Origin of the sequence: Rhizobium sp. RAF56, assembly GCF_052113965.1 — a bacterium.
Classification (GTDB): domain Bacteria; phylum Pseudomonadota; class Alphaproteobacteria; order Rhizobiales; family Rhizobiaceae; genus Rhizobium.
This window is the reverse complement of the sequence record NZ_JBFRDU010000012.1, coordinates 144717-167364: the sequence shown is the minus strand read 5'-3', so window position 1 is coordinate 167364 and position 22648 is coordinate 144717. Positions and strand designations below refer to the sequence as shown.

Below are 22648 nucleotides of genomic sequence, written 5' to 3'. Positions count from 1 at the left end.
CAAGCACTGGATGCGAGTGGCCCAGAAACGCACCATCGACGAAACCTGGAGGCACATCGGTACACTCGTCAACACCATCGGATCAGATGAATGCGACAACTATATTCGAGATGCCGGATACGCTTCCGTCAAAACATGAAAGGCTCTAAAGAAGCAATGGTTTACGCGCCGTCAATCAAGGTTAATTTCCATTAATATTTTCTTTGACCGAATCGGCAAAGCAGTCTAGAGCCGATCGTAGATCAACAATTTAGTATTGCGTGCAAACGACGTCGCATGAGGCGGCTCCTTCCATAAGGAGGTTTGTATGTCCCATGTTTCTTCCATCATGACGAAGTCCTATCCCTACCGCAGCACGCTTGCGGAGGTAGATACCAATGGTGACGGCATCGTCAGTCAGCAGGAAATCGCTGCCGCACAACGCCCCGGCCTGTTGAAGCAGGACGCGGCGGAGCAAGGCGACCGCGGCTCCAGCAGCAGCCTGAGCAGCGTGATGGCAATGCTGATGAAAATCCAGGCGGGCGACAGTGGCCGTGCCATGCGCGCGGCTCAGGCATCCGACACCGAAATCGCCGGCGCGAATGTTCAGGACGACGGCGATATGCAGACTGCCATGGCGGTCTATCGCAATACCTACGGTCTCCACGACCTCGACAACGTCGCTTGACCTATCCTCAAAGCTGAAGAGGGCCGACCAGCACTGGCGGCCCCATTCCGATGGCGTTGCGCATCTCAATGCGCGCTGAGGACGCCGCCGCGCTTTGAAATGCCGGAACCCCTCGCGATTGCCAGCGTTTGATCCTAGTATGGATCGGCACGGGAGGGATATCGACATGAAGAACGCCGCGATGCTTTTGGTGATAGGTGCTTGCCTTGCGGTCTCCTTGGGCGCGCGCATGAGCCAGACCGCGACGGCCGTTTTCATCGGGCCCGACGGTAAGGATGCGGGCAAGGCAACCTTGACGGAGTCCAAGACGGGCGTCCTCATCGAGCTTCAGGTCGGTGGCCTACCGGCGAACAAGTGGGTCGCCTTTCATATTCACGAGAACGGCAAGTGCGATGCCGAGCACGGCAATGAAAGCGCCGGAGGGCACTTCAATCCGGGAAAGATGGAGCACGGCTTGCTGGCGGCCCACGGGCCTCATGACGGCGATCTTCCCAACCAGTATGTCGGTCCAGATGGCGTCTTGCGGGCGCAGGTGTTCGACGCGATGGTAACGCTCGATGGCAAGAAGGCCATTCGCGGCCGTTCCCTGATCATCCATGAAAACTTCGACGACTACCGCGCACAGCCGTCGGGCGGCGCCGGCAAGCGATTGGCCTGCGCGGTGATCAAATAGCCGAATTTCAGGAAAAATAAGCGCCTGCGCGGCGATGTCCGCCGAGCTTGTGCGCCGCTCATTCGAGCGCGATCTCTTTAGTTGCGAGCGCGGCCTTGGCGCGCAACAGCATCTCACGGGTGGTGGTGACCCATGCGCCGGTTTTCACCCAGTATTGCAGCGTCACTTCGATCGAGCCGCCGATTTTCTTGACAAACACCTGAGGCACCGGCGCCTGCTCGACGTTCGGGTCGGCGCTGGCGAGACCGATCAGCGTCTCCATCGCGCGATCGAGATCGGCCTGCGCGACTTCGACGCTCAACTCATGCCTGCGGGTGGCTTCACGGCTGTAATTGGTGATCGGCGTATTCCAAAGCGTCGAGTTTGGCGCGAGCCGATAGAGACCATCGGCGGTTCTAAGCTCCGTTGCGAAGAGCCCGATCTCCCGCACGGTTCCGGTAACGCTCCCGGTCTCGATATATTCTCCGACCCTGAACGGTCGCAAAACCAACAGCATGATGCCGGCCGCGATGTTCTGTAGCGTGCCTTGCAGTGCCAGGCCGATCGCGATGCCGGCGGCGCCGAGGGTGGCGATGATGGAAGCCGTCTGCACGCCGAACTGGCCGAGCACGGTGATGAAGACAAGGATCAGCAGGCCGTAGTAGAGCGCGTGGGTGAAAAAGCGCGCCAGCGTCTCGTCGATGCCGCGCACGCGAGAGATGCCCTGATAGGCCCAGCGGCTGAGCAGCCGCGCCAGGATCCAGCCGACGACGAGCAAGATGATCGCACCGACGACCGAAAAGGCATATTGCACGGCAAGCGCGCTTGCCTGGTCGAGTGCCGTCTGCGTTGCCGCGATGAATTCCGTTGCCTGCTTTTCAACGTCCACGTTGCGCCCTCCCGCTGTTTCGAGCGAAAGATGGGGCGATAGCCGGTTGCGTCAACCTTGCGCTCTACCCCTCTATCGGCAACAGGAAGGGCGCGTTGCCGTCGGCATCCGCGCCGCGCCCGATTGCGCGGATCGCCGCCACCAGCCGTCCGCCGCGATCGAGCATCGCGTCGCCGATCTCGATCAGCCGCCTGTTCGGCGTGGCATAGGGCGATGCCTGGCGCAGTCGCAGGGCGAGCGCTTCGTCGTCTTGCTCCGGGTGAACCGCGAGCGCGGCAATCAGCGCGGCGGCCGGCGAGCGCGATACGCCCATCCAGCAGTGGACGAGAAGCGGCGAGCGCCTGTCCCAGTCCTTGGCGAAGTCGACGATCTCGCGGACGTGCTCTTCCTGGGGGGCGACGAGATCTCCGGTGCCGGCAAACGCGATGTCGTTCATGGTCAGAAGCAGGTGCCGCTCGGCGCGAATGACGCCGGGCCGGTGAAAGCTGTGCTCGCCCGCCATCAGGCTGATCATTTCGCAGGCGCCGTGCCGGACGGCCATTTCCGCGATGCGCGTCAGCGGCGAGACTATGATCGCGCTCATGCCGACACTCTCTTTGCCTTTGCGCGCTCGGCCTCGATGGCATCGAAGCGCTCGCAAAACAGCCTTTGCGCCTCGATCGCCGGCAACGGCTCGATCTCAAGCATCTCCTTGGTGATGCCTCGCGGTCGGCCGAAAAATCTCTGCGCCTCCGCGATCGTGAAGCCCGCAAGCAGCGTCGCCTCGAAATAGGCGGCAACAGTGTCGGCCTTCTTGATGCGGTCCTTGAGCTCGCGCGAGGGATGCGGGGCAAGACCGAAGCGCAGGTGGATCGCCGCCTCGAGCCGTGCCTCGACGGCCTTGTAGCCGCCGCCGACGACCGACTTGAAGGGCGATATCATGTCGCCGATGACGTATTCCGGCGCGTCGTGCAGAAGGGCGGCCATCGACTCATCCGGCGAAGCGTCGTTGCAGCGGCGAAAGATCTCCTCGACGATCAGGCAGTGCTGGGCGACGGAAAAGGCATGGTCGCCGGATGTCTGCCCGTTCCAACGCGCGACGCGCGCAAGGCCGTGGGCGATGTCACCGATCTCGACGTCGAGCGGCGAGGGGTCCAACAGGTCGAGCCTGCGGCCAGACAGCATGCGCTGCCAGGCGCGCGCGGCCTTGGCGGCGCTCACGCCTGCGCCTCGTCGGCCGCCGTCGGAAAGGAAAGGCCTGACCAGGCGGGCAGGGCAAGCGTCACCGGCACGTCGCCGGCGAGAAGCGGCAGGTCCTGCGAGATCGCTTCGCCCGCGCGGTCGATACGGACGATGGCAAGTCCCCTGGTTCCCGCGACGGAGCCAAGCGTGCCGATCGCCTTTCCGCCTGCGGTCAGTGTTGTGCCTGAGGCGGGCAGGTCGCCGCTTGCCGAAACGATCACGGTTCGGCGGCGCGCCGTGCCGCGATGCTGCATGCGGGAGACGACCTCCTGACCGACGTAGCATCCCTTCCGGAACGAAAGGCCGCCGTTGAGATCCATCAGGACATCATGCGGAAAGACATCAGAGAGCGCGAAATCCGACCCCGAGACGGCGATGCCGCAGGCGATGCGCAGGGTGCGATAGGCGGTTTCGTCGCCTTCGCTCCAACCATCGACATCCGCTTGATCGCCGATCCCCCGGGTGAGCGCAACGCCGGCCTTGGCAAATCGGGCATCCTTGGCGCCCGCGCCTGCATCCCCATCCCAGCTGACCGTGACACCCGGGCTCTCGACGGCGGCAATCCCCACAGGTGACCGAAGCCGGTACATGATGAGCCGCTTCAACAGACCCTCGGCCTGTTCCCTATCCGTCTCGACAAGAAATCCGTCGTGGTCCTGCCAGATCATGAAATCGAACAGGATCTTGCCCTGGGGCGTCAGGAGGGCGCCGGGGCGGGCTTCATCTATAGCAAGAGCGCTGAGATCGGTGGTGATCAGGTTCTGCAGAAACGGCGAAGCATCTGCTCCGCTCACCCGCAGGAGCAATCGGTCTTTGAGAAAGAGTTTGGGCATGGAAAACCTGTACCGTTGGTCAATGGACCACAGGTAAGTCGTTCAGGCGCAAACCGCAAGATTTCGCGATGTCGCGGAGGTTAGGCGGACTTATTCGCCGGGGGAGAAGAATTTCCATTTTCCGTCCGGCGTGATGCCGACGCGATAGAAATTATAGCCGCCGAACTCAAGCATGTCGGCATAGTCGCCGGCCGTCACGAGGCGCATCAGATCGACTTTTTCCGGCGCGGTGAGCGTCTTGATGTCCTTCTGGGCGAAGTAGGGCCAGACGTACATCTCGTCCGGCGTTCCCTGGCCGACATGGGCGAAGCCCGATGAAAGCACGTCGAGGAGGATCGAGAGAACCTCGATACCGTCGGGGTCACCGGAGAGATCGTGAAGCGATTTTATCGGATCTTCGCTCGGATCGTCAGCGCTGACCTGTGTCTGGTTGGGGCCAACGTTCATCAGCGGACGCAAGCGTTCCAAGTCGCCGGAAGCGGCGGCTTCGACGATCGCCTCTCGCAGCTTGCGCACCGGTTCCGGCGCCTTGCTGATGTCGAAAAGCATTTCGGCTTTGCCTGCACCGCTTGCCGGTGCCGAACTGCCGCTTGTTCCCGCCTGGTTGTTCACCAGCGGGTCGGGCATGGGAATACTCTTGGAGGGCGCCTCGAGCGCCTGCTCGACGGGCTTGCCAGCTTCACCAGGAAGCGACTGCGCCGGAGCAACGGGCCGAATGGACTCGCTCGAGAAAGCAAGGGCTGGAAGTGGCGAGACGATGCTGCCAACGAGCATTGAAGCGGCCAGGAGCGAGGCGATCGAACGTCGCAGGTCGTTGCCCGAATCGGTAAACATCGGAGGTCTCGTGCGGTTATTGCAGGGTGCGACTCGGAGAAAATTCACCTGCAAGCATGCGGTCACGCAATGATTCGAGCAAGGCTTCAGCGCCTTGTTCTCCCATGATGCGGATAGTTTCGCGAATAGCATGGGCAATTGCAGCATCGGCAATGATTTCGGGCTCGATACCGTCGGCCATGCCGTCGGCCCAAGCTTCGTTCTGGTATTCCAGAGCGGCCTGCATCTTTTCGTGGACGATCATGTCGTCGATGTCGTTGAGGCTTGGTTGCATTGTTTCCTTCCTCGAAACGTCCATGTCCTTACCGCTCCCTTAACATCTTTAACAGCCTTTTCCCTAAACAACACGGTTGGCTGTGGAAAGGGGTTAATTATCCGCTAATTTCCGAAGCGGGCGGTAATTTCCGTGGCGAGTGTTGCACCTTCGTTACGGTATCGCTCTTCCGCCACCACGGCCTGCGGCGTGCAGCCGGTATAGACCGAGGCGAATGATCGATACCCACGGTTGAACGCTGCGGTCAGCTTCTCCTTTCGTTTCGTTTCATCTTTTGCTTCCGCATCCAGCAGTTGCTGCATGTTGGAGCGCCAGGCATCCTCCTTGCCGGGATTGCATAAATTACGCAGGTAATGGACGGAGCCGAGGATTTCGGCGAGCCGCAATAGCTGGTCGTCGTAAGGGGCCTTGGTTTCAGTCACAGGCGGCGGCGCGACCGGCGTTGGGTCGGCCTTAGGCTGCGCCTGAAGAGGTTGGACGAGGCTCGCGAGGATCATCGGCAATGCCACCCAGATGCCGCGGCCTGGAGGCGAAAAGACAGCGGATCCCCTGCCGCCACACGCGGATAACGCGCGCGCGCGATCGAGTAACAGCTTGATCTTGCCCCTCATTTCTTCCCGCGACTCCCTTCCCACCCCAAGGGTTAGTCGGCCCAAGTGGCGGGAACAAGGCACTGTTAACGTTTTCAACGCTTATCTGAGCGCCCCTAAGATGCCAGGGCGTCGCCAGCCTTTCCTAAGACCTGCTGCGCTCGAGGCGCTCGATGCATTCGAGAACGCTCGCAGGCACCGGCAGCAGGCGGATCTCATCCGGGCTAAACCAGCCGATTTCTGCCGCGTCGTCGGCGGCCTCTGCGATCGTATCCTCATCGGCATCGACGAGAAAGACGGACAGGAAGAAGTGGCTGGTGAGGGTCCCATCCTTGGCGTGGGTCGGCAGGTCGTAGGTCTCGAAGAGGCGGGGATTGCGCGCGAGGATTCCTGTTTCTTCGGCAAGTTCGCGCAATGCCGTATCCGCCGCACTTTCGCCGGGCTCGGCGCGTCCGCCTGGAAACGCATACATATCCGCTGAGGGCGGATTGCGGCGCAGCACCAGAAGAAAGCGACCGTTGCGCTCGAGGATGGCTGAGGAGGCGGCACGGGGAAGGGATGTCATGGGGGGCTTTTATTCATCGGAGCGTTTTGCTTAAGGTGGCATGCAAGCGTGAAAGTTTCCAGATCGTGTGTTGTGCTTTCGCTTCTGTCTCGGGCTCGCCGGCCCACAAGGTAAAAGCGATCAGCGCCCGCTAACGCAGCCATGGATACACGATGACCTACGGACTTTACGCCTTGGCGGCGATCGCGGAAATTGCCGGATGCTTTGCGTTCTGGGCGTGGATGCGGCTTGGCAAGCCGGTCTGGTGGCTGGCGCCGGGCATGGTTTCGCTGGTGCTCTTCGCATGGCTGCTGGCGCTTGTACCGAGCCAAGCGGCGGGGCGAACGTTTGCCGCGTATGGCGGCATCTATGTCGCAGCCTCGGTGCTCTGGCTCTGGTGGATCGAGGGCCGGGTGCCCGACCGGTGGGACGTTTCGGGCGCGGCGATCTGTATTGCGGGAACTGCTGTCATTCTGCTCGGTCCCCGCGCGTGATCTCCTATCCTTGACCCGGACGGTTCCAGATGCCAGACAAGGGCATGTGCGGACGATTTGCATTGCAGGCATTGCCCAACGACGTGCGCGAAGCGCTCGGGCTTATGGAGCTCGACGCTTTCCCGGCGCGCTACAACATCGTCCCGACGCAGCCGATCCTCGTCGTCATCGCCGGAGACCGCCAGGAGCCGGGCAGCAACCGCCCGGACCGCCGCGCGCTCCTGGTGCGCTGGGGGCTGACACCGTCATGGGTGAAGGATCCGAAAGAGTTTCCGCTGCTGATCAACGCGCGCGCCGAATCGGCGATCGGCAAGGCCTCTTTTCGCGCGGCGATGCGCCATCGGCGCATCCTCGTGCCGGCGTCGGGCTTCTACGAGTGGCATCGTCCCTCGAAGGAGAGCAAAGGCAAGTCACAGGCCTATTGGATCCGCCCGCGCCAAGGGGGCGTCATCGCGTTTGCTGGGTTGATGGAGACCTGGTCCTCGGCCGACGGCTCAGAGGTGGACACCGGGGCGATCCTCACCGTGCCGGCCAACCAGGCGATCGCGCCGATTCACGACCGCATGCCTGTGGTCATTGCGCCCGAGGATTTTTCCCGCTGGCTCGACTGCCGGAGCCAGGAGCCGCAGCAGGTGGCCGACCTCATGAGGCCGGCGCAGGAGGATTTCTTCGAGGCGATCCCGATTTCCGACCGCGTGAACAAGGTGGCCAACATGGGCGCCGATCTCCAGACCCCTGTCGTCCCCGAGCCGTTGGCGCAACCGGCGAAAAAGCCAAAACCGGATGACGGCCAGCTCAGCCTCCTCTGATCAGCGTCCTCTTTCCCGCCCCCATTCTTTCCTCCCCGGACCCTCTCCATGCCCATTTTGACCGCCGCCATCGCCGGCTTTTTTCTCGGCGCCTCGTTGATTATCGCCATCGGTGCGCAGAATGCCTTCATCCTTCGCCAGGGGCTCCTGCGCTCGCACGTGTTCGTGCTTTGCCTGATCTGTGCTGCTGCCGACGCGGTGCTGATCGCCGCCGGCGTTGCCGGGCTCGGCACGCTCGTGTCGCGTTCGCCGATGCTGATCACCATTGTAACGCTCGGCGGCGCGGTCTTTTTGGCGGCCTACGGCTTCAAGGCATTCCGCCGGGCGATGCAGCCGCATTCCCTCGTGGAAAATCGTGAGAACGCCATGCCGCTGAAGGCGGCGATCGCCACCTGCCTCGCCTTCACCTTCCTGAATCCGCACGTCTATCTCGATACGGTGCTTCTGCTCGGCAGCCTTTCGGCCGCATACGAGGGCTGGGCGCGGGTCGCCTATGGCGCAGGCGCGGCGATTGCTTCGTTCGTGTGGTTTTTTGCGCTTGGTTATGGAGCGCGTCTGCTCCAGCCGGTCTTTGCCAAACCCGCGGCTTGGCGGGTTCTGGATCTCATTATCGGCATCGTCATGAGCCTGCTCGCGCTCAGCTTGCTCATGCATTTCGTCAACGGCGGCTGAGGCGAGTTCAGGAAACCTGTGACGCCATTTCCCCGCCGGAACTGCGTATGAAAAACGCTAGGCCGCCGTTGTGCTCGGCTTGCTCTTCTTGAGCATCAGATGCGCGGCAAGAACAGCCTTGAGGGCGAGGGGTCGATAGTTGGCGAGGAGGTCGGTTTTCGCCTCTCGCTTGGCCGTATTTTCCTTCTTGGACGTCATGATCGTTCTCCTTCCTAAAAGTTGTCGAAGGACAACATGGTTATCGGAAAACGTGACGAAAGAGCGGCATTTTGATATCAGCTTTTGTAAACATGCATCATAATCCGGGAGGAGGGCAGCTATCCTCGCGGTATGGTTAAAGAAAAGTTACGGCAGATGTGGCCGCGGATATCGTCGTTTGCGTCGTCGACAGCAGGCTAAAATCCAAACCTAATGTATCAGCGAAGCCTTGATGGTCGACCAATTGTTAAGAATCAAGATCACAACAGCGACCACGCTAAGCAGCGCGGTCATTCTTGCCATCGTGGGCAAACTGTCGACGCGGCCCTTCAATTCCCCAAAGTCTTTAGAGGACGGGATCGTCTCGACGCGTCCTTTGAGGAACGAGATGTCGGCACGGGTTGAGGAAAGTTCGCCAAGGATTTTGTCGAGCTTTCCGTCTATCTTTTCGAATTGTTTTTCGAGCGCAGTGACACGTACTTCCATGCCGTCAAATGTGCCACCGCCACCGCCAGTTTGCAACGGTGCCTCCGACGCGACATTTTCCAATGCGCCTGTAGACGCCGGCCCATTGCGCGTCCCTCTAGGTGAGGCCATGCGTGCCGATAAAAGCAGGATTATACGATCAAATATGCCGGCCGATGTCGTCGTTCGCGTCGTCGACCGTGGGATCCGCCGGGCCGTTGATCGTAAAGGTGCCGTATTTGCGCTGCCAGGAGCGGGCGCCGAAGGGGAGCGACAGAAGGTAGACGCCGACCGTCACCACCATGACTTCCCAGGTATAGCTCATCAGAAGCGCGACGTAGACGACCACGGCCAGCATCGCCGGCAGGACCAGATCGCGGCGGATACGGCTTCCCTCGGTCTTTCCTGACCAGACGGGCAGGCGGCTCACCAGCAGGAAGGCAATGAGTACGGTGTAGGCCGCCGCAAAATACGCAAATGTCCTAGTTGGAGCGATGCCGAGAAAGCCGACATAGACAGGCAGCAACACCAGCATGGCCCCGGCCGGCGCGGGAACGCCGACGAAATACTCCGACTGCCAGGACGCCTTGTTCTCGCGCTCGGCCATGACGTTGAAGCGCGCGAGCCGGAGACCGGCGGCGATCGCATAGATCAGCGCCGCGATCCAGCCGAGCGAGCGGGCCTGGTCGAGAACAAAGACGTAGATGACGAGGGCAGGGGCGACGCCGAAATTGACGATGTCGGCAAGCGAATCCATCTGGGCGCCGAACTTGGAGGTCGCCTTCATCAGCCGCGCCACGCGTCCGTCGATACCGTCGAGGAAGGCGGCGAGCAACACCATCATAACGGCGAGCTCATAGCGGTTTTCGAAGGCGAGCCGGATACCGGTCAAGCCCGCGCAGATCGCCAGAACCGTGATCAGGTTCGGCACCATCAGCCTGAGCGGGATTTCCCTCAACCGCGGGCCGCGTGCCTCCTCGTTCGGACCGTATGGCTCGAAGGGCGGAAAGGGCGTCTTCATGTCGCTCTCCTTGCCTTCTTCAGTCGCGCCGGCTGGTCGTCGGGCCCTTGGCGGAGCCGAATTCGGCAATCACCGTCTCGCCGGCGACGGCGGTCTGGCCGAGCGTTACCCGCGCCACGGCGCCCGCCGGCAGGAATACGTCAAGGCGCGAGCCGAAGCGGATGAGGCCGAAACGTTCACCGGCTTGCAAGGGCTCGTTCGGCTGAGCGAAGCAGAGGATGCGGCGCGCCACGAAGCCGGCGATCTGCACGACGCCGATCGCGCCATGCGCGCTCTCGATGACGAGGCCGTTGCGCTCGTTGTGCTCGCTTGCCTTGTCGAGCTCGGCGTTGAGAAAGCTGCCGCTGCGATAGGCGATCGTCTGGATGCGGCCGCGCATCGGGGCGCGGTTCACATGGCAGTTGAAGACATTCATGAAGACGGAGATGCGCAGCATCGGCTCGTCGCCGAGATTGAGCTCGGATGGCGGCACCACCATCTGCACGCTCGAAACCTTGCCGTCCGCCGGCGAGATGACGAGGTCGTCGTCCTGCGGCGTCATCCGCTCGGGATCGCGGAAGAAATAGGCGCACCAGAGCGTCAAGATCAGCCCGATCCAGAAGAGCGGCGCAAACAGCCAGCCCAAGATCAGCGACGCTGCAAGGAAGGCTGCTATGAAGGGATAGCCTTCTTTGTGCACCGGCACGATCGTGTTGCGGATGGTGTTGTACAAGCTCATCGACGACGGGCTCCTTCAATTGAACGTTGACGCTGAGTACAGGCAAACGGGGCAGGGAGCAATGCCGGGCGGGCGCTGGCCCCAGGCGATCGCACCTTGTCCGTGTCAGGTCGCTGGCGCCAGGCGGTCGATGACGCCGAGGTCGTCGCTTTCGCGGACCTGCTTCAAGTGTTCCGCAGCCTCCGTCGCCTCGCGCTGGCGGTTCCACATGGAGGCATAGAGCCCGTTTTGCGCGAGAAGTCCCGCATGCGTGCCGCGCTCGGCGATCTCGCCGCTCTTCAGCACGATGATCTCGTCGGCGCCGATTACCGTCGACAGACGGTGGGCGATGACCAAGGTCGTGCGGTTCTTGGAGACCACGTCGAGGGCTGCCTGGATCTCGCGCTCGGTCGTCGTGTCCAGCGCGGAGGTCGCCTCGTCGAGGATAAGCACCGGCGGCGCTTTCAGAACGGTGCGGGCGATCGCCACGCGCTGTTTCTCGCCGCCGGAAAGCTTCAATCCGCGCTCGCCGACCCTTGTCTCGAAACCTTCCGGCAGCTGCCGGATGAAGCCGCCGATCTGGGCGATGTCGGCGGCGGCCAGCACCTCGGCATCGCTTGCACCCGGGCGGCCGTAGCGGACGTTGTACGCGATGGTGTCGTTGAAGAGCACCGTGTCCTGGGGAACCATGCCGATCGCCGATCGCAGGCTTTTCTGCGTGATCGAACGCACGTCCTGCCCGTCGATGGTAATGGCGCCGCTTTGCACGTCGTAGAAGCGATAGAGCAGCCGTGACAGCGTCGACTTGCCGGCGCCGGACGGACCGACCACCGCCACGGTCTTGCCGGCGGGCACCTCGAAGGAGATACCCTTGAGGATCGGGCGCGCGGCGTCGTATGCAAAGTGTACGTCGCGAAAAGCGATCGCGCCCTGGTGGATGGTGAGCGGCCGCGCGTCCGGCGCGTCGACCACTTCCGGCTGGACTTCGAGGAGGTCGAACATCTCTTCGATATCAGTCAGCCCCTGGCGGATTTCGCGGTAGACGAAGCCGATGAAGTTTAGCGGCACGGAAAGCTGCAGCAGCACCGAATTGATGAAGACAAAATCGCCGACGCTCTGCTTGCCTGAAATCACGGCGAGCGCCGAGAGTACCAACATCACAGTCGTGCCGAGGCCGAAGATCACGCCCTGGCCGAAGTTCAGCCAGCCGAGCGAGGTCCAGACGTCGGTCGCAGCCTTCTCGTAGCGTGCCATCGACTGATCGAAGCGCCGTGCCTCCATCTCCTCGTTGCCGAAATACTTGACGGTCTCGAAGTTGAGCAGCGAGTCGATCGCCTTGGTATTGGCGTCGGTGTCGCTGTCGTTCATGTTGCGGCGGATGGCGATGCGCCAATCGCTGGCCCTGACCGTGAACCAGATGTAGAGCCAGACGGTCAGTGCCGTGACCGTGAGGTAGGAAAATCCATAGCCCCACCAGAAGATGACGGCCGTCAACAGGAACTCGACGAAGGTCGGAACGGTGTTGAGGATGGTGAAGCGGACGATCGTCTCGATGCCCTTGGTGCCGCGCTCGATGATGCGCGAAAGGCCGCCGGTCTTGCGCTCGAGGTGGAAACGCAGCGACAGCTGGTGCATGTGCACGAAGGTGCGGAAGGCGAGCTGGCGCACGGCGTGTTGTCCGACGCTCGCAAACAGCGCGTCCCGCAGCTGGTTGAGGGCGAGCTGGATCAGGCGCGTGACGTTATAGGCGATGACGAGGGCCACCGCGCCGAGCATGAATGTCGGCAGCACGCCCGCCATGTCGATCTTGCCGTTCAGCGCGTCGATCGACCACTTGAAGAAATAGGGGACCAACAGCAGCACGAACTTCGAGATCAGCAGGTAGACGCTGGCCCATACCACCCGCATCTTCAGATCCGGTCGCCCCGCCGGCCACATGTAGGGCCAGAGATTGATCAGGGTATACAGCGGGTTGCTGCTGTCTGCCGATATGGTTTTCTTGCGGTCGGCCATTCGCGTCTCCGGCGATATGTATTGGCGGTCGGGCACTGACGCCGATGTCGCGCGGGCCTGACCGTTCAGAGGCTCGCGCTGGTGCAACGGGCCTTAAGTTGGCGGCACGCTTATCCTATTTCCGCGCACCGGAAAAGAAGCGGCCGGGCATTAAGGCCCGGCCGTTCATGCACTTTCGATGCGGGTGTCACGCCTACAGCGATTTCTTCCACGGCCGCTTGCGGTGAAGTTCCTCGGCGTTCGGCAGCGCGTCTTTCGGCAGGCCGAACACCTGGCCAGGCAGGATGCGATCGGGATTGCTGATCTTTTCCTGGTTGGCCAGATAGATCGTCGTGTAGCGGACGCCCTGTCCGTAGATGCGGCGCGAAATTTGCCAGAGCGTGTCGCCGTGACGGATGATGACCGCCCCCGGGCTTTCGGCAAGCGGCGCCTGCTGGAAGGTCTTCGGCTCTCCGCCGTTCGAGGCCGCCTCGACGGACGTCTGCGCATCCGGAGCCTTGGCGACTGGCTTGGTGACCGCTGCGATCATCTGGTCGAGATTGATAAGCGCGTCGCCCACCGATTTCGCATCCTTCGGCAGCGCCTGCAGGACGGCCAGCGCCTTGGCGGCGGCTGTCGAGGCGTTCGCGGAAGCGGTCTTCAGATCGGTGGTGGCGTCGATCGCGGGGCGGAACTCGCCAAGAGCCTTGAGCGCGATTTCCGTCGCGGAGCGGGCGGCCGCCAGTTCCTCTGGCCCCGGAACCTTGCCCTCGGCAAAGAGGCCCTTCAGCAGGCCGAAGGCCTTGCCGGTATCGGCCTTGAGCTTGCCGAGTTCGCCTTCCTCGAGAGGCACCAGCGCTGCCGGCGAGGCCGCGCCGGGCGTCGCGCCCGGCTGGGCGGCAACCGTCACCTGGTTGCCTTCCGGCCGGTTGAAGTCAACGCTCGTGCGCACGGTGACATTTCCGGCGGTATCGACGATGTCGACGCGGATCTTGTGATCGCCGACTGCAAGCGGCATGACGCCGTCGACGACGAAATGGCCGTCGCCGCCGGCGGTGATTTCGCCGATCAGCTTTTCATCGGCATAGGCGCGAACCTTCGCGTTCGGCCGCGCAGTGCCCGCGACAAAGATATGATCGTTCTCGATTTCGACGGCGTTCACGACGACAGCCGCCTGGCCGCCCGTCGCTTCAGGGGCAGAAGGCGTGGCAGCCGGCAGCATCTTCGCGGGCTCCGCTGCTGCAACGGTCGCGCCGTCCGCAGGTGCTTCCGCCGCGCCGGCATCGGTTGCCTGAGGCGACGGCTCGCCGTTTGCAACACGCGATTGCTTGGCTGTAGGCGCCGTGATGATGCGGCTTGCCTTCCCCGGCTTGGACACCATGGCGAGCAGCTGGCTCTTGTCGTTCTTGGGTACGGACACGGTCGCGACTTCTTCTGAAGCAACCGCGTTGCCGTCCTTGCCGATCGACTTGAGGACCAGTTCGTGGTCACCGGCGGCGAGCGGATTGTCGAGGACGGCGGCGAAATCGCCGGTCGGTCCGACTTCCACGGTGGTGACGACGGTGTCTCCATCCATGATCTGCAGCTTGGAGCCGGGCTCGGCGGAGCCGGCAATGACGGTAGATCCGTCCGGCTCGACACGGAGCACGTCGAAGGCCGGGCGTACCGGACCGGCGTCCGCCTGCTGTACCGCCGGCGCCTTGCCGGAGAGCAGTGCGGCCGCCTGCTCGGTCGCGGCGAGCGCATCTGGAATATTTTCAGGCAGCGAGCGAATGACGACCAGCGCCTTGCCGGCGCCATCCCGGGCCTTGTCGGCGAGCATGGCGGCCGCCGGATCGGCGCCTGCCGGCGGAGCGAAGTCGACGATTGCCTGCAACGCATCCACGACCTTGGCCTTGGCGGCGGCAAAAACATCTGCCGCCGGCCCCTTGCCGTCAGCAAACAGTGCCTTAAGTTCGCTGATCGATGCGGCTGCCGCCGTGGTCAGGCTGCCAAGCTTCTGGGTGGTGTCGCTTGCCTGCTGCGTTGCGTCGGTTGGCTTTGCGGCATTGTCGGCGTTTGCGTTCTTGACCTCGGAGCTGGCCTGGTTGGCGGCATCACCGATCGGCTTTTCGTCCTTGCCAATTCGCGGCAACACGAAAAAGATCATCAGGATGGTTGCGACTACCAGCACAAACAGTGCCAGCAAGCTGGCGCGGTTTTTCATCATCATTCGACTCCAAGGCGACGCGTTCGTCGTTATCTTTAAAAGTGCTAACGATTCTCGTCGTGTTTACAAGCATTCGCCGGTGTTTTCAGGGAGCTCAAACACAGTTTTTCCCTCTAAATTCCTTGACTGAGCACCTGCAGCATAGTTGTTTGCACAGATGACCGACGATTCTGCGCCCATTCAATCCATCTGCGTCTACTGCGGCTCCCGCCCCGGACGCGACCCATCCTATATCGCCGCGGCCCGCGAACTGGGCAAAGCGATTGCCGAGAGCGGCTTGCGGCTCGTCTATGGCGGCGGAACGAAGGGCATCATGGGCGCCGTGGCAAGCGGCGTTCTATCGCATGGCGGTCAGGTCACGGGCATCATCCCGGAGTTCCTCGTCGACATGGAAGCGACGCGCCATTCTCTCGGCCAGCTGGACGAACTCATCATAACGCCGGACATGCATACGCGCAAACATCGCATGTTCGAGCGCTCCGACGCCTTCGTCGCTTTGCCTGGTGGCATCGGTACGCTCGAGGAGATCGTCGAGATCATGACCTGGGCGCAGCTGGGCCAGCACGAAAAGCCGATGGTCTTCGCCAACATCAACGGCTTCTGGAATCCGATGATGGAGCTCATCCGTCACATGACGGAAGCCGGGTTCGTGCATACGGCGCACCGCGTGCAGCCCCTGGTTATCGACGCGGTGAGCGACATCGTTCCCGCCATCCGCAAGCATGCGGCTGAAAGCCGGGGAAGCCGCAGCGGCGAAGATGCCGTGATCTCCAAGCTCTAACGCAATTCCAGGAAAAGTTGACGCGGTTTTCCGTACGGAATTGCGCAGAAACACACGAGCCGCTCAGATCTTTGGAAAACGCGCATCGCGCCGTCGCGTGTCAGCGCGCGCGGCTTTGCTGCAGCATCGACCAGGTGTAGAGGACGAGCCCCGCCCATATCAGCGGAAAGGCGATCATCCGTGCCGTCGTCATCTGCTCCCCGAAAATGAAGATAGCGATGATGAAGATCATGGTCGGCGCGATGTACTGCATGATGCCGATGGTCGAGAGCTTCAGGAGCTTGGCGCCGTTGGCATAGATCATCAGCGGCACGGCGGTGACGAAGCCGCAGCCGATCAGAAGCGCGGTGTCTGAAGGTCCGGCTTTTAAGAAGTGGCCGCCGCCGCTGGCTTGCAGATAAATTATGTAAAGCAGGGCGGGGATTCCGAGGATCAGGACTTCGAGGAAGAATCCCTGGTTCGGTCCGAGCGGCAGAGTCTTGCGAAAGAAGGCATAGAAGCCCCAGGATATGGCAAGCGTCAGCGCCACCCACGGCACGCCGCCGCCGTTGACGGCGAGAACGATCACGGCAACACCCGCAAGCGCGATGGCGGCGATCTGCAAGGGCGCGAGCTTCTCCTTCAAGAGGACGGCGCCGAGGAAGATGCTGAACAGCGGATTGATGAAATACCCCATCGCCGCATCGAGCGAGTGCCCGCTGCCGATCGCCCAGACGTAGGTGCCCCAATTGACGGTGATCAGCGCCGCCGTCAGTCCGCCCATCGCCATCATCCGCGGCGTGCGCAGCGCGGTGGCGATGTCGCCCATCCGCCCGCGCAGCAGGAGCACCAAGCCGGCAAGCGGCAGCGACCAGACGATCCGGTGTGCGATGACCTCCGCCGGCGAAATATGCGCAACCGCCTTCATGTAGAAGGGCAGGAACCCCCAGAGCAGATAGGCGACGAGTGCAAAGGCAAAACCGCTCGGCGTGTCTTCGTTCTTGGCTACCGGAACCGTTGCATCGACAGACATCGGAGCTTTCCTTGTTTGTTCCGGAGCGCTTCGGCTTCTCGTCGAAGCGCGGAAACTCTTTATGTGTTTGTTTTCGCGCAATTCCGACCGAAAGACGGCGTCAGGCCATCGTGGAATTGCTAAGACTACCGGTCGCGATAACTTAAGCGGCGTGAATAGGCCAATTCATTTCATTGAACCGACGTGAACATAGATTGAACATGCCAGAGCAGTTCCAGGAAAAGTGTGAAACGGTTTTCCGTCCGGAATTGCGTGAAAACAAAAAGATAGAGCGGATCTGCGATTCAAAGAAAAGCAGATCTGCTCTCGCGTCGCGCGTCATTCGCGACGCGTTATGGCGCTGAAACATTTTGATTTTCGCGCAACTATTCACTCGGCGGCGATGCGTCCGGCCATGTGGCGGTTCTTCATCAGTTTGTAGACGACGGAATCCATCAGCGCCTGGAAAGAGGCGTCGATGATGTTTTCCGATACGCCCACAGTCCACCAGCGCACGCCGTCGCCATCGGTGGATTCGATGAGGACGCGTGTGATCGCCTCCGTGCCGCCGTTCAGGATGCGCACCTTGAAGTCGGCGAGCACCAGGTCGGCGATCTCTTCCTGGTATTTGCCGAAATCCTTGCGCAGCGCCAGATCGAGCGCGTTGACCGGCCCGTCGCCTTCGGCAACGGACATGACGGTATGGCCGTCGATGTTCAATTTCACCACGGCTTCCGAGACCGTCTTGACGCGGCCATGGCTGTCGAAGCGACGCTCGACCATGACGCGGAAGCCTTCGATCGAGAAGAATTCGGGGATCGTGCCGAGCGTCCGCCGGGCGAGCAGCTCGAAGCTGGCGTCGGCGGCCTCGTATGCGTAGCCCGAGGATTCGCGCTCCTTGACGATACCGATCAGCCGGTCGAGCCGGGGGTCGTCCTTGGCGACCTCGATACCGCGGCGCTTCAGGGCGTTGATGAAATTGGCCTTGCCGCCCTGATCGGAGACCATGACCTTGCGGAAATTGCCGACGCTCTCCGGTGGCACGTGTTCGTAGGTGCGCGGGTCTTTCAACAGCGCGGAGGCGTGAATGCCGGCCTTGGTCGCGAATGCGGACGCGCCGACATAGGGCGACTGGGGGTCGGGGGAGCGGTTGAGAAGCTCGTCGAAGGCGTGCGACAGGTCGGTGAGGCCGAAAAGCTTCTCGGCATCGATCGCCGTTTCGTAGAGCTCGGAATAGGCCGGCTTCAGCGCAAGGGTGGGAATCAGCGTGATCAGATTGGCGTTGCCGCAGCGTTCGCCGATCCCATTCAGCGTGCCCTGGATCTGCCGGACGCCGGCCTCGACCGCGGCGAGCGAGTTGGCGACGGCCTGACCGGTGTCGTTGTGGGCGTGGATGCCCAGCGCGTCGCCCGGCACGCCGGACGCGATCACCGCTTCGATGATGGCGCGGATTTCCGGCGGCTGCGTGCCGCCATTGGTGTCACAGAGGACCACCCAGCGCGCGCCAGCCTCATGCGCCGTCTTCGCGCAGGCAATCGCGTAGGCGGGATTGGCCTTGTAGCCGTCGAAAAAATGCTCGCAATCGACCAGCGCCTCCTTGCCGGCGGCAACGGCTGCCTTGACGCTTTCGGCGATGCAAGCGAGGTTTTCCTCGTTCGAACAGCCGAGTGCTACTTCGACATGATAGTCCCAGCTCTTGGCGACGAAACAGATCGCATCGCTCTTTGCCTGCAACAGGCTGGCAAGGCCCGGATCGTTGGAGGCCGACACCCCCGGGCGCTTGGTCATGCCGAAGGCGACGAAGGATGCATTCTGCGTGCGCTTGCTGTTGAAGAAGGCGGTGTCGGTCGGGTTCGCGCCCGGATAGCCGCCCTCGACATAGTCGAGGCCGAAATCGTCCAGCATCCCCGCAATCGCAATCTTGTCCTCGACCGAGAAGTCGATCCCGGGCGTCTGCTGCCCGTCGCGAAGCGTCGTGTCGAAGAGATAGATGCGTTCTTTCATGTCGTTTCCTCCCGGCAAGCGGGTGTGGTTGTCTTATCTTCATTGAGGGGCGCTGCCCCTCATCCGGTGCCGCCACCTTCTCCCCGTTTGACAGGGATAAGGGCTATGCAGCGCTTAGACCTTCCCGGCAAACCTGTCCGTCGCCCGGATCAGTTGGTCGAGAATGCCGGGCTCCGAAAAGGCGTGTCCGGCGCCCTCGATCAGATGAAAATCCGCCTTCGGCCAAGCCTTGTGCAGCGCCCAGGCATTCGTAGCGGGGCAGGGCATGTCGTAACGGCCGTGGATGATGACGCCCGGAATGTCCTTCAGCTTATAGGCATCGCGGATCAGCTGTCCCTCGTCGAGCCAGCCGGCGTTGACGAAGAAGTGGTTCTCGATGCGCGCGAACGCGTGAGCGAACGCGTCGTCGCCGAACTTGCCGCTGGTCGCAGGCTCCGGCAGAAGCGTGATCGTCTCGCCTTCCCATAGGCTCCAGGCGCGCGCCGCTTCCATCCGCACCGCCTTGTCGGCGTGCGTCAGCCGGCGGTGATAGGCGTGCATCATCTCGTGACGTTCGTTCTGTGGGATGGGCGCGAGAAAGCGCTCCCACTTGTCGGGGAACATTTCCGAGACTCCGAACTGATAGTACCAGTCGAGTTCCGCCTTGGTCAGCGTATAGATGCCGCGCAGGATCAGTTCGGACACGCGCTCGGGATGCTTTTGCGCATAGGCAAGCGCCAGCGTCGAACCCCAGGAGCCGCCGAAAACCTGCCATTTTTCGACCCCCGCCATCTCGCGCAGCCGCTCGATATCGGCCACGAGATGCCAGGTCGTGTTGGCGTTGAGGTCGGCATGCGGCGTGGACTTGCCGCAGCCACGCTGGTCGAACAGGGTGACGTCGTAGAGCGCTGGATCGAAGACGCGCCGATGCGCCGCCGAAAAGCCGCCGCCCGGTCCGCCGTGCAGAAAGACCGCTGGCTTGGCGCCCGGCGTGCCGGAGCGCTCCCAATAGATGACATGGCCGTCGCCGACGTCGAGATGGCCCGAGGCATAGGGTTCGATCGCGGGATAGAGGGTGCGCAGGGTGTCTGTCATATCTTCAAACCTTCGGAAGGCCAGTTTTCGGTGTCATGGTCGGGATGCTGGAACGAGATGATCTGTTCCTGGCGGGCGATATCGTCCACCTCGGCGCGCTTCGGCTGGTCGAATATCTGCTCGACCCAGCTGATGCGCGATCCGTTGTTCACCTGGATCCGCGGCATCAGGTCGGAGCGGTCGTCGAACGCGCCGATCGCAAGTTCGATCCCATTTGGATGGCGGTAGGTGAGCGGCGTGCCGCAATTGCGACAGAAGCCTCGTTCGATATTGATGGACGACTGGAAATAGCTCGGCTCGCCGCGCATCCACTCCAGCCGTTCGGTCGGCACGGTGACCAGCGGCCCGAAGAAGCCCCCGAACGCCTTCTGGCACATGCGGCAATGGCAGATGGAGGCACGGCCCAATTCGCCGCGGGTGCGAAAGCGTACGGCGCCGCATTGGCAGCCGCCTGTCCGCGTGGCTTCAGTCATCGATATTCCTCCGGTGGCCATGTTTGGGTGTCGTGGTCGGGGTGTTGATAGGAAACGATGTCATGGACGAAGGATGCCGCGTCGGCATCTTCCTCGGTCCGATGGCCTGGAAGGGTGTGCAGGCCATCGACGAAATTGATCTTCGCCTCGATGCCGAACTGCTCGGTGGGCGGAAGTGCGGAGGGATCGTCGAAGGTACCCGCCGCGATTGCAACGCCGTCCGGCGCCTCATAGGTCAGCGGCGTGCCGCAATCGCCGCAGAAGCCGCGTTCGGCGAAATTGGAGGATCTGAACTTTTTCAGTTTGCCGCGGGTCCAGGTGAGTTCGGCGCCCCGCGTCGAAACCAGCGGCGCGTAGTAGGCGCCAAACGCCTTCTGGCACATGCGGCAATGGCAGATCGAGGAATTCGGCAATCGCCCGCGTACCCGAAAGCGGACCGCGCCGCACTGACAGCCGCCGGTGTAGGTGTGGGTCATGAGCTATGCCTTCCTACGGTTCGAAGGATGTGCAGGCAAACATTGTCGAGGTCGTGGAGAACGTCGTCGTTCCAGAACCGCAGCACGGTCCAGCCGTCATGTTGCAGGCGCAAAGTCCGGGTCGCGTCGTAGATGAGTGCGCGGCCATCGCCATGCTGCGTGCCATCCAGTTCGACGATCAACTGTTCGGAAGGGCAGGCGAAATCAACGATGTAGCCGGCAATCGGCATCTGGCGGCGGAAGCCGAGGCCCATGAGGCGGTGCGCCCGCAGCTCGTTCCAGAGTTTCAGTTCCGCGTCGGTCAATGCTTTCCGCATGCGCCGGGCGTTGGCGCGAACCTTCGGCGAAACCGGCGAGTGCGGGGTGGCTGAGTTCACCGCTTCAACTCCCACGTCGTGACACGCTCACCCGTTGCCGGATCCTTGCCGTCCTTGAGCTGGACCCCCTTGGCGGCGAGATCCTCGCGGATCTTGTCGGCTTCTGGGAAATTTTTCGCTTTCAGCATTTCGAGCCGCATGGCCACCAGCGCGTCGACCGCCGAGGCAACCGCTTCGTCGATTTCAACCGTCTTCGGCAGGACGCCCAGGAGTGCCGCGCTCGCCGCAAAGACGGGAAGGGCGGCGGGATCGGCGTTGGCGGTCTGCGCCAGCGCATGCAGCGCCTGGATTGCGGCGACCGTGTTAAGATCGTCCGCCAGCGCCTCGATGACCGCGGCATCGGGCTCAGCCTCGGCTGCCTCGCCGGCCGGCCATTTCGCGAGAAGCCGCTCGGCTTCCTCGAGCCGCTTCACGGAAAAATCGATCGGCTCACGGTAGTGCGTCATCAGCATCGCAAGCCTCAGCACGTCGCCCGGCCATTTGCGGCCGCCGAATTTCTCGGTGTGCAAGAGTTCGTAGATGGTGACGAAGTTGCCCTCGGATTTCGACATCTTGCGGCTTTCGACCTGCAAGAAGCCGTTGTGCATCCAGACATTCGCCATCACGTCCGTGCCGTGTGCGCAGCGCGACTGGGCGATTTCGTTCTCATGATGCGGGAAGATCAGGTCGAGGCCGCCGCCGTGAATATCGAAGACCTCGCCGAGATAACGGCCGCTCATAGCCGAGCATTCGATGTGCCAGCCGGGGCGTCCACGGCCCCAGGGGCTTTCCCAGCCGGGCTCGCTCCCTGTCGACAACTTCCACAGCACGAAATCGCCCGGGCTTTTCTTGTGAGCGTCGACGGCGACACGCGCGCCGGCCTGCTGTTCATCGAGGTTGCGCTTCGAAAGCTGACCGTAGTCGGCCATGGATTTCGTGTCGAACAGCACTTCGCCCGCCGCCTGATAGGCATGGCCGTTGGCGATCAGCCTTTCGATGAGGTCGATCATCTCAGGAATGTTGTCGGTCGCGCGCGGCTGGACGGTCGGCTTGAGGCAGCCGAGGGCCTCGGCATCGTCCAGAAATTGCGTCTCGGTCTTTTCGGTGACAGCGCGGATGGCGTCGTTGAGCGGCAGGCCGGGATAGTCGCGCAAGGCGCGTGCGTTGATCTTGTCGTCAACGTCGGTGATATTTCGCGCGTAGATGACGCTCTTTGCGCCATAGACATGATTGAGCAGCCGGAAGAGCACGTCAAAGACGATGATCGGCCGCGCGTTGCCGATATGGGCAAAATCGTAGACGGTCGGGCCGCAGACATACATGCGGACGTTCTTCGGATCGATCGGCGTAAAGTCGACCTTTTCGCGCGTCAGCGTGTTGTAAAGCTTGAGCGTAGTGCCCATTCAAAGTCTCCCAAACGAATGTGCGGCCC

At 62.2% G+C, this 22648-nt stretch carries 26 protein-coding genes and 2 pseudogenes; 7 read left to right on the top strand and 21 right to left on the bottom strand.

What is annotated here, in order from left to right; genetic code table 11:
* The 3 genes and pseudogenes from AB4048_RS12805 to AB4048_RS12795 all read left to right on the top strand — a co-directional run.
* Positions 1-139: pseudogene (locus AB4048_RS12805) on the top strand (IS630 family transposase); the annotation flags it as partial.
* Positions 140-307: 168 nt separating this feature from the next.
* On the top strand, positions 308-667 hold the full coding sequence (locus AB4048_RS12800; protein WP_442202335.1) for a hypothetical protein: 360 nt from the start codon (positions 308-310) through the stop codon (positions 665-667).
* Between the two features lie 181 nt (positions 668-848).
* Entirely contained in the window at positions 849-1340 is a 492-nt protein-coding gene (locus AB4048_RS12795; protein ID WP_442202345.1) for a superoxide dismutase family protein, read from the top strand.
* A gap of 73 nt (positions 1341-1413) precedes the next feature.
* On the opposite strand, the pseudogene AB4048_RS12790 reads toward AB4048_RS12795, so the two are convergent.
* The 8 genes and pseudogenes from AB4048_RS12790 to AB4048_RS12755 form a co-directional block, all read right to left on the bottom strand.
* Positions 1414-2208 (bottom strand): annotated as a pseudogene (locus tag AB4048_RS12790) (mechanosensitive ion channel family protein); the annotation flags it as partial.
* A 64-nt stretch (positions 2209-2272) separates the two neighbouring features.
* A complete protein-coding gene (locus AB4048_RS12785; RefSeq protein ID WP_442202334.1) occupies positions 2273-2791 on the bottom strand; it encodes a tyrosine phosphatase family protein in 519 nt (172 codons plus the stop codon).
* Positions 2788-3408, bottom strand: coding sequence for a hydrolase (locus tag AB4048_RS12780; protein WP_442202333.1), 621 nt, complete (start codon positions 3406-3408; stop codon positions 2788-2790). The genes AB4048_RS12785 and AB4048_RS12780 overlap by 4 nt, the downstream gene beginning before the upstream one ends.
* A complete protein-coding gene (gene ygfZ, locus AB4048_RS12775) occupies positions 3405-4262 on the bottom strand; it encodes a CAF17-like 4Fe-4S cluster assembly/insertion protein YgfZ (protein WP_442202332.1) in 858 nt (285 codons plus the stop codon). The genes AB4048_RS12780 and ygfZ overlap by 4 nt, the downstream gene beginning before the upstream one ends.
* 90 nt (positions 4263-4352) lie before the next feature.
* Positions 4353-5096, bottom strand: a complete 744-nt coding sequence (locus tag AB4048_RS12770) for a hypothetical protein (protein ID WP_442202331.1) — start codon at positions 5094-5096, stop codon at positions 4353-4355.
* A gap of 16 nt (positions 5097-5112) precedes the next feature.
* Positions 5113-5370 (bottom strand): hypothetical protein, encoded by a 258-nt coding sequence (locus AB4048_RS12765; RefSeq protein ID WP_442202330.1) that lies wholly within the window; start codon positions 5368-5370, stop codon positions 5113-5115.
* Positions 5371-5474: 104 nt separating this feature from the next.
* Entirely contained in the window at positions 5475-5867 is a 393-nt protein-coding gene (locus AB4048_RS12760; protein ID WP_442202344.1) for a TIGR02301 family protein, read from the bottom strand.
* Positions 5868-6105: 238 nt separating this feature from the next.
* On the bottom strand, positions 6106-6525 hold the full coding sequence (locus tag AB4048_RS12755; RefSeq protein WP_442202329.1) for an NUDIX hydrolase: 420 nt from the start codon (positions 6523-6525) through the stop codon (positions 6106-6108).
* Positions 6526-6677: 152 nt separating this feature from the next.
* Here AB4048_RS12755 and AB4048_RS12750 point away from each other — a divergent pair, with 152 nt between their 5' ends.
* Genes AB4048_RS12750 through AB4048_RS12740 form a run of 3 tightly spaced genes read left to right on the top strand, consistent with a single transcriptional unit; the run spans position 6678 to position 8479 of the window.
* On the top strand, positions 6678-6998 hold the full coding sequence (locus tag AB4048_RS12750; protein WP_442202328.1) for a YnfA family protein: 321 nt from the start codon (positions 6678-6680) through the stop codon (positions 6996-6998).
* 44 nt (positions 6999-7042) lie between these two features.
* Positions 7043-7807 carry an SOS response-associated peptidase gene (locus AB4048_RS12745; RefSeq protein ID WP_442202343.1) on the top strand — a complete coding sequence of 255 codons (765 nt, stop codon included), beginning with the start codon at positions 7043-7045 and terminating at the stop codon, positions 7805-7807.
* 54 nt (positions 7808-7861) lie between these two features.
* Positions 7862-8479 carry a LysE/ArgO family amino acid transporter gene (locus tag AB4048_RS12740; protein WP_442202342.1) on the top strand — a complete coding sequence of 206 codons (618 nt, stop codon included), beginning with the start codon at positions 7862-7864 and terminating at the stop codon, positions 8477-8479.
* Between the two features lie 57 nt (positions 8480-8536).
* Here the strand turns inward: AB4048_RS12740 and AB4048_RS12735 are convergent, their stop codons facing one another.
* The 6 genes from AB4048_RS12735 to AB4048_RS12710 form a co-directional block, all read right to left on the bottom strand.
* Positions 8537-8677 (bottom strand): hypothetical protein, encoded by a 141-nt coding sequence (locus AB4048_RS12735; protein WP_442202327.1) that lies wholly within the window; start codon positions 8675-8677, stop codon positions 8537-8539.
* Positions 8678-8887: 210 nt separating this feature from the next.
* Positions 8888-9199, bottom strand: a complete 312-nt coding sequence (locus AB4048_RS12730; protein ID WP_442202326.1) for a hypothetical protein — start codon at positions 9197-9199, stop codon at positions 8888-8890.
* A gap of 103 nt (positions 9200-9302) precedes the next feature.
* The gene (gene pssA / locus AB4048_RS12725; protein WP_442202325.1) at positions 9303-10163 is read right to left on the bottom strand and encodes a CDP-diacylglycerol--serine O-phosphatidyltransferase; all 861 of its coding nucleotides are present in this window, start codon (positions 10161-10163) and stop codon (positions 9303-9305) included.
* 19 nt (positions 10164-10182) lie between these two features.
* A complete protein-coding gene (locus tag AB4048_RS12720; RefSeq protein WP_442202324.1) occupies positions 10183-10881 on the bottom strand; it encodes a phosphatidylserine decarboxylase in 699 nt (232 codons plus the stop codon).
* Between the two features lie 105 nt (positions 10882-10986).
* Positions 10987-12873, bottom strand: a complete 1887-nt coding sequence (locus AB4048_RS12715; RefSeq protein WP_442202323.1) for an ABCB family ABC transporter ATP-binding protein/permease — start codon at positions 12871-12873, stop codon at positions 10987-10989.
* A 193-nt stretch (positions 12874-13066) separates the two neighbouring features.
* Positions 13067-15061, bottom strand: coding sequence for a LysM peptidoglycan-binding domain-containing protein (locus AB4048_RS12710; RefSeq protein WP_442202341.1), 1995 nt, complete (start codon positions 15059-15061; stop codon positions 13067-13069).
* Positions 15062-15218: 157 nt separating this feature from the next.
* Between AB4048_RS12710 and AB4048_RS12705 the strand changes: the two genes are divergently transcribed.
* The gene (locus AB4048_RS12705; protein ID WP_442202322.1) at positions 15219-15842 is read left to right on the top strand and encodes a TIGR00730 family Rossman fold protein; all 624 of its coding nucleotides are present in this window, start codon (positions 15219-15221) and stop codon (positions 15840-15842) included.
* Positions 15843-15942: 100 nt separating this feature from the next.
* Here AB4048_RS12705 and rarD read toward each other — a convergent pair whose 3' ends face one another.
* The 7 genes from rarD to cysS all read right to left on the bottom strand — a co-directional run bounded on the left by rarD (position 15943) and on the right by cysS (position 22619).
* Positions 15943-16854 (bottom strand): EamA family transporter RarD, encoded by a 912-nt coding sequence (rarD, locus tag AB4048_RS12700; protein WP_442202321.1) that lies wholly within the window; start codon positions 16852-16854, stop codon positions 15943-15945.
* A 369-nt stretch (positions 16855-17223) separates the two neighbouring features.
* The gene (gene cimA, locus AB4048_RS12695) at positions 17224-18837 is read right to left on the bottom strand and encodes a citramalate synthase (RefSeq protein ID WP_442202320.1); all 1614 of its coding nucleotides are present in this window, start codon (positions 18835-18837) and stop codon (positions 17224-17226) included.
* Between the two features lie 114 nt (positions 18838-18951).
* A complete protein-coding gene (gene pip, locus AB4048_RS12690; RefSeq protein WP_442202319.1) occupies positions 18952-19911 on the bottom strand; it encodes a prolyl aminopeptidase in 960 nt (319 codons plus the stop codon).
* Positions 19908-20384 (bottom strand): GFA family protein, encoded by a 477-nt coding sequence (locus tag AB4048_RS12685; RefSeq protein ID WP_442202318.1) that lies wholly within the window; start codon positions 20382-20384, stop codon positions 19908-19910. Before AB4048_RS12685 ends, pip begins: the two co-directional genes overlap by 4 nt.
* Entirely contained in the window at positions 20381-20860 is a 480-nt protein-coding gene (locus AB4048_RS12680; RefSeq protein ID WP_442202317.1) for a GFA family protein, read from the bottom strand. The genes AB4048_RS12685 and AB4048_RS12680 overlap by 4 nt, the downstream gene beginning before the upstream one ends.
* Positions 20857-21237, bottom strand: a complete 381-nt coding sequence (locus AB4048_RS12675; RefSeq protein WP_442202316.1) for an endonuclease domain-containing protein — start codon at positions 21235-21237, stop codon at positions 20857-20859. Before AB4048_RS12675 ends, AB4048_RS12680 begins: the two co-directional genes overlap by 4 nt.
* Positions 21234-22619, bottom strand: a complete 1386-nt coding sequence (gene cysS / locus AB4048_RS12670) for a cysteine--tRNA ligase (RefSeq protein WP_442202315.1) — start codon at positions 22617-22619, stop codon at positions 21234-21236. The genes AB4048_RS12675 and cysS overlap by 4 nt, the downstream gene beginning before the upstream one ends.
* Between the last annotated feature and the right edge of the window lie 29 nt (positions 22620-22648).

Bases quoted from the DNA above. Each gene is read 5' to 3' on its own strand.
- AB4048_RS12715 (WP_442202323.1), bottom strand. From the start codon at position 12,873: ATGGCCGACCGCAAGAAAACCATATCGGCAGACAGCAGCAACCCGCTG.
- pip (WP_442202319.1), bottom strand. From the start codon at position 19,911: ATGACAGACACCCTGCGCACCCTCTATCCCGCGATCGAACCCTATGCC.
- AB4048_RS12785 (WP_442202334.1), bottom strand. From the start codon at position 2,791: ATGAGCGCGATCATAGTCTCGCCGCTGACGCGCATCGCGGAAATGGCC.
- ygfZ (WP_442202332.1), bottom strand. From the start codon at position 4,262: ATGCCCAAACTCTTTCTCAAAGACCGATTGCTCCTGCGGGTGAGCGGA.
- AB4048_RS12755 (WP_442202329.1), bottom strand. From the start codon at position 6,525: ATGACATCCCTTCCCCGTGCCGCCTCCTCAGCCATCCTCGAGCGCAAC.
- cimA (WP_442202320.1), bottom strand. From the start codon at position 18,837: ATGAAAGAACGCATCTATCTCTTCGACACGACGCTTCGCGACGGGCAG.
- AB4048_RS12760 (WP_442202344.1), bottom strand. From the start codon at position 5,867: ATGATCCTCGCGAGCCTCGTCCAACCTCTTCAGGCGCAGCCTAAGGCC.
- AB4048_RS12735 (WP_442202327.1), bottom strand. From the start codon at position 8,677: ATGACGTCCAAGAAGGAAAATACGGCCAAGCGAGAGGCGAAAACCGAC.
- AB4048_RS12800 (WP_442202335.1), top strand. From the start codon at position 308: ATGTCCCATGTTTCTTCCATCATGACGAAGTCCTATCCCTACCGCAGC.
- AB4048_RS12680 (WP_442202317.1), bottom strand. From the start codon at position 20,860: ATGACCCACACCTACACCGGCGGCTGTCAGTGCGGCGCGGTCCGCTTT.
- AB4048_RS12770 (WP_442202331.1), bottom strand. From the start codon at position 5,096: ATGTTTACCGATTCGGGCAACGACCTGCGACGTTCGATCGCCTCGCTC.
- AB4048_RS12710 (WP_442202341.1), bottom strand. From the start codon at position 15,061: ATGATGAAAAACCGCGCCAGCTTGCTGGCACTGTTTGTGCTGGTAGTC.
- AB4048_RS12745 (WP_442202343.1), top strand. From the start codon at position 7,043: ATGTGCGGACGATTTGCATTGCAGGCATTGCCCAACGACGTGCGCGAA.
- AB4048_RS12765 (WP_442202330.1), bottom strand. From the start codon at position 5,370: ATGCAACCAAGCCTCAACGACATCGACGACATGATCGTCCACGAAAAG.
- AB4048_RS12720 (WP_442202324.1), bottom strand. From the start codon at position 10,881: ATGAGCTTGTACAACACCATCCGCAACACGATCGTGCCGGTGCACAAA.
- cysS (WP_442202315.1), bottom strand. From the start codon at position 22,619: ATGGGCACTACGCTCAAGCTTTACAACACGCTGACGCGCGAAAAGGTC.
- AB4048_RS12705 (WP_442202322.1), top strand. From the start codon at position 15,219: ATGACCGACGATTCTGCGCCCATTCAATCCATCTGCGTCTACTGCGGC.
- AB4048_RS12750 (WP_442202328.1), top strand. From the start codon at position 6,678: ATGACCTACGGACTTTACGCCTTGGCGGCGATCGCGGAAATTGCCGGA.
- pssA (WP_442202325.1), bottom strand. From the start codon at position 10,163: ATGAAGACGCCCTTTCCGCCCTTCGAGCCATACGGTCCGAACGAGGAG.
- AB4048_RS12795 (WP_442202345.1), top strand. From the start codon at position 849: ATGCTTTTGGTGATAGGTGCTTGCCTTGCGGTCTCCTTGGGCGCGCGC.
- AB4048_RS12685 (WP_442202318.1), bottom strand. From the start codon at position 20,384: ATGACTGAAGCCACGCGGACAGGCGGCTGCCAATGCGGCGCCGTACGC.
- rarD (WP_442202321.1), bottom strand. From the start codon at position 16,854: ATGTCTGTCGATGCAACGGTTCCGGTAGCCAAGAACGAAGACACGCCG.